The sequence below is a fragment of the Flavobacterium glaciei genome, from assembly GCF_003350545.1.
GTDB classification, from domain to species: domain Bacteria; phylum Bacteroidota; class Bacteroidia; order Flavobacteriales; family Flavobacteriaceae; genus Flavobacterium; species Flavobacterium glaciei.
In genome coordinates this window covers 35,727-48,894 of the sequence record NZ_QQBA01000006.1, presented here as the reverse complement: position 1 = coordinate 48,894, position 13,168 = coordinate 35,727, and the positions used below count along the sequence as shown (strand labels likewise).

The 13,168-nt window shown below is 32.1% G+C and carries 12 protein-coding genes; 9 read left to right on the top strand and 3 right to left on the bottom strand.

What is annotated here, in order from left to right; genetic code table 11:
- Window positions 1–68: 68 nt before the first annotated feature.
- Window positions 69–623: a DUF4331 family protein gene (locus DFR66_RS06955; RefSeq protein ID WP_114754122.1), complete on the bottom strand. Its 555-nt coding sequence runs from the start codon at window positions 621–623 to the stop codon at window positions 69–71.
- A gap of 69 nt (window positions 624–692) precedes the next feature.
- Window positions 693–1,346, bottom strand: a complete 654-nt coding sequence (locus tag DFR66_RS06950; protein WP_114754121.1) for a DUF4331 family protein — start codon at window positions 1,344–1,346, stop codon at window positions 693–695.
- 231 nt (window positions 1,347–1,577) lie between these two features.
- Here DFR66_RS06950 and DFR66_RS06945 point away from each other — a divergent pair, with 231 nt between their 5' ends.
- Both DFR66_RS06945 and DFR66_RS06940 read left to right on the top strand, forming a co-directional pair.
- Entirely contained in the window at window positions 1,578–2,108 is a 531-nt protein-coding gene (locus DFR66_RS06945; protein WP_114754120.1) for an RNA polymerase sigma factor, read from the top strand.
- Window positions 2,108–2,893 carry an anti-sigma factor gene (locus DFR66_RS06940; RefSeq protein WP_114754119.1) on the top strand — a complete coding sequence of 262 codons (786 nt, stop codon included), beginning with the start codon at window positions 2,108–2,110 and terminating at the stop codon, window positions 2,891–2,893. The genes DFR66_RS06945 and DFR66_RS06940 overlap by 1 nt, the downstream gene beginning before the upstream one ends.
- A gap of 73 nt (window positions 2,894–2,966) precedes the next feature.
- Here the strand turns inward: DFR66_RS06940 and ccsA are convergent, their stop codons facing one another.
- Entirely contained in the window at window positions 2,967–6,173 is a 3,207-nt protein-coding gene (ccsA, locus tag DFR66_RS06935) for a cytochrome c biogenesis protein CcsA (RefSeq protein ID WP_114754118.1), read from the bottom strand.
- Between the two features lie 200 nt (window positions 6,174–6,373).
- Here ccsA and DFR66_RS06930 point away from each other — a divergent pair, with 200 nt between their 5' ends.
- The 7 genes from DFR66_RS06930 (at window position 6,374) to DFR66_RS06900 (ending at window position 13,155) form a co-directional block, all read left to right on the top strand.
- Window positions 6,374–7,147, top strand: coding sequence for a Rossmann-like and DUF2520 domain-containing protein (locus DFR66_RS06930; protein WP_114754117.1), 774 nt, complete (start codon window positions 6,374–6,376; stop codon window positions 7,145–7,147).
- Window positions 7,131–7,658 (top strand): KdsC family phosphatase, encoded by a 528-nt coding sequence (locus DFR66_RS06925; protein ID WP_114754116.1) that lies wholly within the window; start codon window positions 7,131–7,133, stop codon window positions 7,656–7,658. The genes DFR66_RS06930 and DFR66_RS06925 overlap by 17 nt, the downstream gene beginning before the upstream one ends.
- A gap of 167 nt (window positions 7,659–7,825) precedes the next feature.
- Window positions 7,826–8,746 (top strand): geranylgeranylglycerol-phosphate geranylgeranyltransferase, encoded by a 921-nt coding sequence (locus DFR66_RS06920; protein WP_114754115.1) that lies wholly within the window; start codon window positions 7,826–7,828, stop codon window positions 8,744–8,746.
- Window positions 8,739–9,323, top strand: coding sequence for a Maf-like protein (locus DFR66_RS06915; RefSeq protein ID WP_114754114.1), 585 nt, complete (start codon window positions 8,739–8,741; stop codon window positions 9,321–9,323). Before DFR66_RS06920 ends, DFR66_RS06915 begins: the two co-directional genes overlap by 8 nt.
- A gap of 13 nt (window positions 9,324–9,336) precedes the next feature.
- Window positions 9,337–9,867 carry a mechanosensitive ion channel domain-containing protein gene (locus tag DFR66_RS06910; protein WP_114754227.1) on the top strand — a complete coding sequence of 177 codons (531 nt, stop codon included), beginning with the start codon at window positions 9,337–9,339 and terminating at the stop codon, window positions 9,865–9,867.
- A 165-nt stretch (window positions 9,868–10,032) separates the two neighbouring features.
- Entirely contained in the window at window positions 10,033–11,232 is a 1,200-nt protein-coding gene (locus DFR66_RS06905; protein WP_114754113.1) for an AI-2E family transporter, read from the top strand.
- A gap of 102 nt (window positions 11,233–11,334) precedes the next feature.
- Complete coding sequence (locus DFR66_RS06900) at window positions 11,335–13,155, top strand: BamA/TamA family outer membrane protein (RefSeq protein ID WP_114754112.1); 1,821 nt, start codon at window positions 11,335–11,337, stop codon at window positions 13,153–13,155.
- Window positions 13,156–13,168 lie beyond the last annotated feature (13 nt).

Sequence of the window (13,168 nt, the reverse complement as noted above, 5' to 3'; positions counted from 1 at the left end):
GTTTGTTTGTTTAAAAAAAAACAGAGCGAATGGTTTTATAGCAAACGCTCTGTTTTTTTGAGGAAATACTACCAAGCAGAAGCTAGGTAAGGAAAAGATGCAGAAAATGCTTTATCATTTGCGTTTACATTATCTTTAGTAAGACCAGGATTAGAAGTTCCCATTGGTCCACCAAAAATCAATAACAATTCTACATCTATTACGTCATCTGCCAAAGCTCTTCCTGTTAAAACGTTTGTTCCGTCAAAGAAAGTTGTTGGTGCAGTTTTAGATACTCCTAATACATCTGTCGCCAAAAGACCAGTCAGCTGAGCAGCCGTTTGCCCTAAAGCATTTGTAGTGTATCCAGGATTCAAAGCCATTAATCTAGATTGAAAAATAGATTGATATTTAGCTCCCATTGCTGATGGAATTGCAGCATTAAAATCATCTTTAGGTTGTCCTGAAGCAACGAATACAGTGTTAATTGCCGGTCTTGCCATTTGATCTACCTGAACATAAGTTCCTGAAAAATCTAAGCTTATAGAAGAGTCACCGTTTGAATCGTCATTATCACAATTTACTGAAACAACTGCAGCTACTAGCGCGATTGTTATAATTTTGAATTTATTTGTTTTACTCATGATGTTTATATTTTTTTATTATTTAAAATCGTTAATCTTCGATTTCATGTTTTTTTTTAATAAAATTAATTATTGTTTTTTCTTCGTTTCAGCCCAAACACCAACAGTGCTTGATGAGCCTAACATTGATTTTGGAACCTCAACTACTATAGACATTACGTTAGTACCTGCAAACGTATCTGTTCCAGGATTTTTAAATCCTGTAGCCGTTCCTCCAAGAATTGCTTGAAACTGACCTAAATCAAAAAAGAAGGGATCATCTCTTGGACCTGCGAAAAATTTCATTCCGTTTTGTTCCGCTGTCAAAGCTGTAGCTCCATATTGAGATATAGTAACACTTCCAGATGCTGCTGCTGTTTTAACAGTACTTGAAGTTCCTGTTGTTCCCGGAGCAACCGGTCCAAAGAAATACATTTTGTCATCTCTTTTAATTGCCTGGATTACTAAATCTTCAACATTATCACCATTATTATCAATGTTGATTTCTACCATTACATTATCTTTAAATGTAGCAGCACCAGTTGCATTAGGACTTAACAATCCTTGAGTGTTTACTGCAAATACTAAATTATTAGCATTTTGCCCTTGAAAAGCATAGACATCCGTAATATCTAAAGCATCTCCTGACATTGTTGCGGGTGCATCTATGTGATCCGCAGCTACTAAAATCAAGCCTGAAATCGCCACTAGCGACAGACCTAAAATCATTTTTGTTTTTTTCATTTTGTTTTATATTAAAAGGTTATAAGAGCATTTACGGGAATACATTTGTTTTGGTTTTAAAAATGATAAAAAAAAATTAATTTTTTTTTTAAATATTTGATAAACACCATTTTAGATTATTAAAAAAAATCAAATTATTTTTATTTTAATTTTTTTATTACCTTGACATACGTTAAATCAATTCTTTATAAATAATAATATATAAATTTGTATAAGTAAAACATTAAAAATATGAGTCAAGAAGAGTTATTAGTTTTAATTTATAAAAAAGACGAAAGGGCATTTACACATCTATATGATATGTATTCCAAAAGTTTATTTTCGGTTATTAATGTTCTTGTAAAAAACAGAGAAGAAGCAGAAGACGTTCTTCAGGAAGTATTTGTAAAAATTTGGAAAAATATTGATTCGTACAATGAAAGCAAAGGAAGATTTTACACTTGGATTCTTAATATAGCCAGAAACACATCTATTGATAAACTACGCTCAAAAAATTTTAATAACAGTCAAAAAAACCTTTCTACTGATAATTTCGTAAATCACTTTGAAGACAGTTCTAAACTGGTTGACAAAATGGACACTATTGGATTACATGAGTTTGTAAAAAGACTTAAACCCAAATGTATTCAGATAATTGATTTACTGTTTTTTAAAGGCTATACCCAACAAGAAGCTTCTGATGAATTGGGAATTCCTTTAGGAACAGTAAAAACACAAAATAGGAATTGTATTAACGATTTAAGAAATTATTTAAAAGTATAATGGAAAAAAAAGAATATTTAGAATCAGGTATCCTTGAGCTTTATGTTTACGGACTACTAAGTGAACCTGAAAATGAGGAAATTGCTACTCAGGCAAAAAACAATCCGGAAATTAACAATGAAATTATTGCAATTGAAAAAGCGATTGTTGCTTTATCGTCGAGCTTTTCACCATTTCATTCTGTTGCTAATTATGAAAAAATTAAGGCTAAACTAGAGCTCAAACATGCTGATGTCATACAATTAGAACCTTCTAAAAATAGGTCACAATACATTGGATGGGCAGCAGCAGTTCTTTTATTGGTTGGTATTGGATACCAATACAATCAATTGAACCAAACATCTACTCAAGTCGCCAACACTCAAATTGAAAAAGCTAAATTAGAGAAGGAATTTAATGTCTTAAAATCAAAAAACACGGCTAACGATACTAGTTTAGCAGTTGTTAGAGACACTAAAAATACTGTTGTAGCACTTGGAGGGCAGGCAGTTGCTCCAGAATCTTCGGCTAAAGTATATTGGAATCAAGATACTAAAGTAGTTTATATTGATGCTGCCGGTTTACCAGAACCTCCTGAAGGAATGGTATATCAGGTATGGGCTCTGAAATTAAGCCCGTTGACTCCAACCAGTATTGGATTGTTAGAAGACTTTGATGTAAACGAGCAAAAATTATTTGCAGTTAATAATGCAAATGAAGCAGAAGCATTTGGAATTACACTTGAGCCAAAAGGCGGAAGTTTGACTCCTACAATGGAACAATTATATACGTTAGGAAAAGTGTAAAAACTCTTTTTCTGTAATACCAAAAAGGTTCAACTTTGCAGTTGAACCTTTTTTTATTGAAATTAAACAAGTCTTATTTCTTATAATACTTCTTATACTTTGGATAAGAAATTGCTCCAAACAACGTAATTGCTCCAAGAGAATACCAAATCCAACTCAATGAATGTGCTTCGCCACTTGCGTAAGAATGTAATCCAACTAAGTGAAAGTTTACCCCATAATACGTAAACAAAATGGATATAAAAGCATACATACTCATCAAATTGAAAATCCATTTTCCTCGTAAAGATGGAACAAATCGGGCATGAATCACAAACGCATACACCATTATACTAATTAAAGCCCAGGTTTCTTTTGGATCCCATCCCCAGTAACGTCCCCAGCTTTCATTGGCCCATTGTCCACCAAGAAAGTTTCCAATCGTTAACATAATCAAACCTATAGTTAGTGCTAATTCATTGATATAAGTGATTTCTTGAATATTTAAATCCATTTTGGCTTTGTTTTTTTCATTGGTAAAAGATATTAGCAATAATGAAACAGCACCTAAAATCATTCCTAATGCAAACGGACCATAACTAGCTACAATTACTGCAACGTGAATCATTAACCAATACGAATTTAAAACTGGTTGCAGATTTGCAATCTCCGGATCGATCCAGTTTAGATTTGCAGCCCAAAGAATCATTGCGGTCACAAAAGCTGATGATGCCACAGTAAGTTTTGATTTTCTGTCAAAAGCCAAACCAAAAAACATGGTAGCCCAAGCAATATATATAATTGATTCATACGCATTACTCCAAGGTGCATGTCCTGAAATATACCAACGAGCAATTAAACCCACAGTATGCAATGCAAATAATAATCCTACAATAATATGCATTGTATTTACTGCTATAGCTAATGCTTTACGTTCTTTGAAGATTTGCATAATTGCAAAAAACAACATCAAAATAGCTGCTAATACATACCAATAAAAAAGTTTATTGAAAACATCATATTTGTTATACAACACTTCTGATGTGATTCTATCCTCGCTAGGCATCACTTTACTACCAAATCGTTTTTGGAAACCATTGATACTTTCCAGTAATTCATCGGCAGTTTTGTAATCATTAGAAGTTGAAGCGTTTGCCAATGAACCAAAATACAAAGGCAATACATTTTTAGTGTAAGTAGCTTCCATTCCTTTGAAACCTGCTTCGTTAAGTTCTAAATAAGAAACCCACTTGTTGTTTTTATCTTCAGGAATTGGGAAAATTTTTAATATTCGGCCACTTAAAGCAGACTCCATCAAATTTACTCTTTTGTCTGTTTCGATAAAATCTTTCTCAAATTGATTAGGATTTGCCGCTTTAAATGATTCTTCTAAATATTTAGAAAGTTTATAATTTCCTTTGGCATCAAAGAAAGCTACGAAAGGAGCAAATTTTGCTTTTTTATCAACCCCAATTATTTTTCTTAAACTGTCATTACCTCTTCTTAAATGAATGATTGGAATTTCAATCCAGTAACTTGCGTATTGTGTCATAGACAAAAATACCTGATCAGAATTCATTTCATTATAGGAATCATCCTGACTTACTTTTCGCAACAATTCTGATGAAAACGTGTTAATCGGTTTCATTCTTCCGCCTCCATCTTGAATAACTAATCTTCCAAATTTTGCGGCATGTTCTGCAGGAACTTTATATTTAGAAATCAACGCATTTAATTCATCCTGACTCAATGCTTTTTTGGTATGATTCTCATGTGATGCAGGAGCAGCTTCAGCTTCCGTGTGTGCATGTCCTTCGTGATCCGCATGGTTGTGTTCCTGTTCTTGTGCAAAGCTATTAAAACTAAACATCAACACTAAAATGGTCAATAATTTAGCTTTTTTTGTTTTGACTACTTCCAGTTTGCGCTTGATATCCGCAAAACGAGAATATTTAGTAAACATAATCGCCATCATTGCAAAGTATAACATAAAGTAGCCAATATACGTTAACAAAGTACCCCAAAAATCGTGGTTTACAGATAGAATTGTTCCTTTTTCATCTGGATCAAATCCGGATTGAAAAAATCGATATCCATTATAATCTAAAACATTATTCATATAAATTCTGGCATCAAATGGTTCTTTATCTTCAACGGTTACTTTGCTTTCAAATGAAGAATAACTTTTATCCGTTCCTGGATATTTCTGTGCGATAAAATCATTCAGTTTTATTTTGAAAGGCAACACATACGCTTTACTTCCATAGAAAAAAGTGTAATCAATTTTCCCAATTTTCACTGTTTTGGCCTCTCCTACTTTACCTTTAGAACCTAAAACCGTAACTGTTCTTTCTTGACCGTCTGCCATAACTTTTACCGTCACTGCATCTTCATGATTCTTAGCTTTAAAATCATTATCCGATTCATAATCAACAATTCCTTTTACGGCAGGATCTGGAAATACAAATCGCATTTCGCCAATGCTGTACAAAGAACGCATCATCAAGGGTTGCGCATTATCTTTAGTTACTTTTCCTTGTAACTTATCCGCCATTCGCATAAAGTTTCCTTCAAAAGGCGTTTGAATGGTATAAGCACTTCCGGTTGTATTGATGTTTATGGCACCGTCCGTAAATTTATTTAATGAAAATAAAACATTGTGTATATTTTGTACTTCGCCCTCTTTCAAGAAATGCTCGTGACGACCACTATCGCCAGCTTCTACAATTTTTAAAAATACTGTGCCTTTAGGATCTGGTTTAATAAATTCTTTAGCTCCCATGATAAAATTTTCATAATCTACCTCAAATGGAGTATCTGCAAATTTTCCTGAAATGCTAAAATTATTATTCGTAGCAGGAGATAGAAGAACTTGTTTTTCAAAAACCCTACGTTTCATTTCCCCTTTAAATTCGCCGTCAACAAAAACTGTCAGAAAGGTTTTCTCTGAAAATATTTGATTTTCCGAAGCGCCTTCGCGAATGGGCATCATTCCTTCATAACTAATGTAACGGGTTACAAAAGCGCCCGCAATAATGAAGATAAAAGACAGGTGAAGCAATAAAGTCGCCCATTTTTCTTTTTTCAAGAGTTGGTAGCGCTTTATGTTTCCAATGAAATTGATGACAAAAAATACATGAATGGCTTCAAACCACCAGGCATTGTAAATTAAAATTTTTGCGGTATCGGTGTTGTATTTACTTTCGATAAAAGTTCCGGTAGCCATGGCAACGGCATAAGAAATAAATAAAAAGGCCATTAAACGTGTAGAAAACAAAAAAGAGAATATTTTTTTTTCCATTTTTATGGGATTATGTTTTTGTAAAAGTGCCACAAAAGTACTTAAAAATGTTGACTTTTATATTCTGACATTTGTTAATTAAATCCAAAATTAAGAAGCATTTGCAATCCCTGAAAAGGCTCGTTATTAGCTTGAAGTTTATTTTTTATGGGTGTAAATTTCAAATAAAACTCTTAATATTTTTTTGCTAATTTTGCACCATGGTCAAAATAGTTATTATTGGTTCAGGTAATGTAGCACAGCATTTGATTGCCGCTTTTCAAAATGTTCAAATTCAGGGTTCGGAAATCGAGTTAGTTCAGGTATATTCCAGACAAACAAGTAGTGTTTCCCACCTAGTCGATTTAGAACAGATTACAACTAATTTAGAATCTTTGGCGGAAGCCGACTTGTACATAATTGCAGTTTCTGACGATGCAATTGGGGCTATTTCGTCACAACTTCCGTTTAAAAATCGTTTGGTGGTGCATACTTCTGGCAGTGTCCCTTTGAATGCTTTGGATGAAGATAATCGTAAAGGTGTTTTTTATCCTTTGCAAACATTTACTAAAAATAAACCTGTTGATTTTAGAACTATTCCTATTTGTTTGGAAAGTGAAAATGCAACTGATTTTCAATTATTAGACAAAGTGGCCAAATCAATTTCTGAAAAAGTTTTTGCAATCAATTCAGACCAACGAAAAGCATTGCATGTAGCGGCGGTTTTTGTTAATAATTTCACGAATCATTTGTACCAAATAGGTCAGGAAATTTGCCAGGAACATCAGGTTCCTTTCGAAATTTTGAAACCTTTAATCACTGAAACCGCCCATAAAATAATGGTGCTTTCTCCTGAAGAGGCACAAACTGGTCCTGCAAAACGGAATGATTCTGAAACTATTGCGGCGCATGAAGCTATCTTATCGCAGCCAAATCATTTAGACATTTACAAAACACTAACACAATCAATACAAGAGAATGGCAAAAAGTTATAAAGAAATAATGAACGATATCAATACTTTTATTTTTGATGTTGATGGCGTATTAACCGATAGCTCAGTTTTTGTAACCAATGAGGGAGAAATTCTGCGTACAATGAACATTCGCGATGGTTATGCAATGAAAGCTGCGGTGGAAAGTGGTTATAATGTATGTATTATTTCAGGAGGAAGTAACGAAGGCGTTCGTATACGACTGAGAAATCTAGGTATCAATGACATTTATTTGGGCACACCCGATAAAGTACAAACATTTAATGAATATACGGATGTGCATCAGATAAATCCGGAACACGTTTTGTACATGGGCGATGATATTCCTGATTATCATGTCATGAAATTAGTTGGTTTAGCAACTTGTCCTCAAGATGCAAGTCCTGAAATCAAAGCTATAAGCAAGTATATTTCGCATAAAAACGGAGGAAAAGGTGCTGCTAGAGATGTCATTGAGCAAGTGATGAAAACACAAGGAAAATGGATGGCTTATTTTGACGGAAAACACGATTAATCAGAAATCCGTATTCAGTTTTTTTGCAATCAGTTACAATGATTATTATAAAGAAATTTAGTTCTATTTTTTTCTGAAAATTGCATTTTTCGTTAACCTTAAAAACTGACCCTTGATACTAAATCTTAGAATCAGTACACCGAAAAACTGCCACTGATAACTTAAATATGAAATACTTAAAACTCATCCGTTACCAAAACCTACTCATGCTTGCTTTTATGCAGCTTATTTTTAGGTACGGATTTTTTAAAATTCAAAATAGTTCTTTGGCATTAACGGATTGGCAATATGGATTATTAGTTTTTTCAACTATTTTGATTGCTGCTGGTGGTTATGTAATTAACAATATAATTGATCAAAAAACAGATACTATCAACAAACCCAACAGCGTTGTTGTAGGTAAAAAAATTTCAGAAACGTTAGCCTACAATATATACATTGGACTCACTATAACAGGGGTTGTAATTGGATTTTATTTGTCAAATATTATTGGCAAACCAGTTTTTGCATCTATCTTTATTATGATTGCAGCTACACTTTATTTGTATGCCACAAGCATTAAACAAATCATGCTTGTTGGCAATATAATAGTTGCATTACTGCTTTCAGTTAGTGTGATAATCATAGGTATTTTTGATTTTTATCCTGCCATAAGAATAGATAATCAACAACAAATGAGATTGTTTTTTTCAATCTTACTGGATTATGCTATTTTTGCTTTTATGATTAATCTACTTCGAGAAATTGTTAAAGATATTGAGGATACAGATGGTGACTATAATCAAGGAATGAACACCTTACCTATTGTTATAGGAAAATCAAGAACTGGAAAAATAGTTTTTGGATTGAGTTTTATTCCACTTTTTTTCATTTTGTATTACATAAATGAATACTTATTTGAATTACGATTCGTTACAATATATCTGTTGCTTTTTGTTGTAGGACCGCTGATTTTTTTCACTGTAAAAATGTGGACGGCTACAATTAAAAAAGAATTCCATTTTTTGAGTATACTTTTAAAATGGATTTTGCTTTTTGGAATTCTATCAATTGTTGTTATCAGTTTAAATATGAAATATAATGCTTAAAAATAAATTAAAAAAATACAGCTTAATTCTGGCATCGGGTTCACCGAGACGACAACAGTTTTTTAAATATTTAGACTTGGATTTTGAAATTAGATTAAAAGAAATCGAAGAAATTTATCCCCCAGAATTACAAGCGCAGGAAATAACTAATTATCTGGCAGTATTGAAAGCCAGCGCTTATGAAGGAGAGCTAAAACCAAATGAAATTTTGGTTACAAGCGACACCATTGTTTGGCACAACAATAAAGCATTAGGTAAACCAAAAGACGAACAAGATGCTTTTAGAATCCTCAAATCTTTATCGAATGCTACTCATGAAGTCATCACTTCAGTTTGCTTTAAAACTACTGAAAAAGTAGAAGTTTTAGACGAAATAACAAAAGTCACTTTCAATGAACTGAGCGACCACTCCATCCGCTATTATTTGGAAAATTACAAACCGTATGACAAAGCTGGTTCATATGGAATTCAGGAATGGATTGGGTTTATAGGTGTTTCAAAAATTGAAGGTTCTTATGCAAATGTTATGGGAATGCCCACGGATAAAGTCTACGAATATTTAAATAATTTAGCCTAGTCATTTTATGGAAATGTCGTTCATACAAGAATATACCCGAGAATTCATAGCAACTGGAGTATTAGGGATTCTGTTGATTTTATTGCGAGTAATTTCAACAAAATTGGTTCGCCGTTATGCAAAATCAAATCAAAAGCTGGAACACAGAACCAATCTAGTTATCAAATACATCCATTTGCTGATAAACATTTTGGTAATAATTGCTTTGATAGTCATTTGGGGAGTACAAACTAAGGATATTTTTATTGCACTTTCATCCATCACAACTGTTGTGGGTGTTGCTATGTTTGCCCAATGGTCTATACTAAGTAACATTACTTCCGGTATTATTTTGTTTTTTTCTTTTCCCTTTAAAATTGGCGATGTTATAAAAATCCATGATAAAGATTTCCCTATTGAAGCCGAAATTGAAGATATTGGTGCCTTTCATGTTTTCTTAAAAACAATTGATGATGAAAAAATTATTTATCCCAATAATCTGCTTCTGCAAAAGGGAATCTCCATATTAAAAAATCATTTTGAAGATAAAGAATTCGAAGATTAACCCATAACTTCTTGAATGTTAGTAATGGTTATTGTTGGTAAGCTCCATATACTAAGTAATAATTATATAACAATTAGTGAAAAATATATAATACTTTTATTCATATATTAACACATATTTGCTGGTCAGATATTAAATACTAAAAAATATAATAATAAAAAAGAAATGACTGAAATTCTTAAATTGCCCTTTTACGCTAAATTAGCATTGACTTTACTTGGATTGATATCAATTTTCTTTATTTTTTATATAGGTCAAGGTATCTTAGTGCCGGTAATGATTTCGTTTTTATTTGCCATATTATTATATCCTGTTGTTCAGTTTTTAAAAATCAAAATTCGTTTTCCACATGTTCTAGCGGTTATGATTTCCGTAATTTTATTCGTATTAATTTTCATAGGTCTATTTGTATTTCTTTCCTACCAAATTAGTGATTTTGCAGCAGATTTTGATAAAATTGAAAAAAACATCTCCATACATCTTAGAAATATTCAAGGTTTTATCAGAGACAATTTTCATTTGAGCTCTCGAGAACAAAAACAGTACATTGATTCTGCTACAAAAGATTCGATGGAAAAAGGAAAAGAAATAATAGGTACTACGCTGCTATCTCTTACAGATATTTTAGTTAATTTAACTTTAATCCCCATTTATACCTTTTTAATTCTTTTATACCGAACTCATTTTTTATTGTTCCTATCTAAATTAGTTAATAAGGAAAATCATGAACAACTTAAAGATATTTTAACGAATATACGAGTAGCAATCAATAGTTATATTGTGGGTTTGATAATCCAAATGGTTTTAATTGCAACAATGACAACACTGGGTTTTATGTTAATTGGTGTGAAGTATGCTATTTTGTTAGGTATAATAACCGGTATTCTAAACTTAATCCCATATATAGGAATTCTTCTTGCGGGTTTATTAAGTATAATTGCATCGTTGACGGGTACTCCAGATTTATCAATCATAATTGGTGTTATTGTAGTTACAATTGTTGTACAAATCATTGATAATAATATTGTTGTACCAATGATAGTAAGTTCTAAAGTAGAAATAAATGCATTCATATCAATTGTGGGAATTATTATTGGCGGAGCTATCGCGGGCGTTTCGGGAATGTTTTTAGCTTTACCAATACTTGCAGTGCTCAAAGTTATTTTTGATAGAATAGAATCTTTAGAACCTTGGGGATACCTGATGGGAGATCATCTGCCTAAAACATATACTTGGCGTAAAATTAAATTACCATTGTTTGATTCTGATGAGCCATCGGAAAAGATGATAATCAAAGCCGATGTTGTTGTTCCCATTTTTACCGAAACTACCACTGAAAACACCTCTAATCAAACAGATAAATAAGTTATCATTAACTACGTTTTTCTAATGTTATTTTTTTTAGTCTATAAATCTTTAAACGGTTTCTTGAGGTTTACATATATTTTTTAAGTTGATTATTTAACAATGTATAAAAAATTAGAACTCGTTTTGTTTCTTATGTTCATCTGTTGTTCTTCCATTTCTTATGGGCAAGAAGTAAAGGCCAAAAATGATTCTTCTAATGTGTACCATAAAATTCAAAACTATTCTAAAAAGAATAAGTTTACACGATTAATGCATAAAATCGTTTTTAGAGCACCCGTAATTAATAACAAATTAACAAAAGAAGTCCAAAAGGAATATAGCAGTTATGAAGGTAAAATAATAAGAAACATTACTATTATTACACTCGACCCTTTTGGTTTTTCTGAAATTGACACTTTAGGAAAGCCAAAAAATTGGGCAGAAAGAAGTGGAAATAAAATTCATATTAAAACCAACCGACATACAATAAGAAATTTACTGCTGATTAAAAAAAACAAACCGTTTGATTCCTTGTTAGTAAAAGAATCCGAACGTTTAATCCGAACACAACGATATATAAATCGGGTAGATATTGCACCAAAATTAATTCAAAATAGTCCTGATTCTGTTGATATTGCTATCCGAGTTTTGGATTCCTGGAGTCTAGTTCCTAAAGGTTCACTTTCGAGTTCAAGAGTAAGTTTTGAAATGAACGAACGTAATTTTTTAGGTTCGGGACATCAATTTGAAAATAAAATAAGAAACAGATTCAGTGACGTAAAAAGTGCCTATAACGTTGCCTATAGTATTCCCAACATAAAAAATACTTTTATAAATACCAGAGTCACTTACCAGATTGATTTAGACGGTTATTATGGAAAAAGCATAGCTATTGATCGACCTTTTTATTCACCATTGACAAAATGGGCTGGTGGAGTTTATTTAGATCAGCAATTTAGAAAAGATACTCTACCCGACTCCAACTTAGTCTTTGCGCATCAAAATTTCAAATTTAATACACACGATTTTTGGATTGGACGTGCTTTTAATATTTTCAAAGGAAATACCGAAAAAGAGAGAACTACAAATCTTGTTACTTCTGGCAGATTTTTAAATATTAAGTACCAAGAAAGTCCTGCTTTTGAATATGATCGAGATGATTTTTATTCAGATGAAAAACTAGCTTTGGTAGGAATAGGAATTTCATCGCGTAAATTTATAAGAGATCGTTTTATTTTTAGAAATGGAATTATCGAAGACGTACCCATTGGTAGAATATACGGATTAACTACTGGATACCAATATAAAAACGGTTTAGGGAGATACTATTTAGGAGCACAAGCATCTTTTGGTAATTTTTACAAATGGGGATTTCTAAGCGCTAATTTTGAGGTGGGTACTTTTCTAGAAAATTCAAATACGAAACAAAATGCTTTTTCTTTTCAAGCTAATTACTTTACGAACTTGATTAGTTTTGGTAAATGGAAATTGCGACAATTTATTAAACCACAACTAATTATTGGTTCTAATCGTGTGAATATTTTAGGAGATCAACTTAATATTAATGAAAATTACGGTATTCAAGGATTTAATAGTGCTTTTTATGGAACAGAAAAAGCAATACTAACTTTACAGACTCAAGCTTATTCTCCTTGGAATTTATGGGGTTTTCGATTGAATCCCTTTTTTAACTATTCGGTAGCAATGATGGGAAATCCTGAAAAGGGATTGTTAGAAAATAAAGCATATTCTAAAATTGGGATTGGATTAATTATAAACAATGATTTTTTAATATTTAGTTCTTTTCAAATTTCGCTTTCGTATTATCCATCAATACCAGGTAATGGCGAAAATATTTTTAAAACAAACTCTTTTGAAACCACTGATTTTGGTTTTCAAGATTTCGATTTAGGAAAGCCACGTACAGTGATATTTAAGTAACAAAGCTACAATC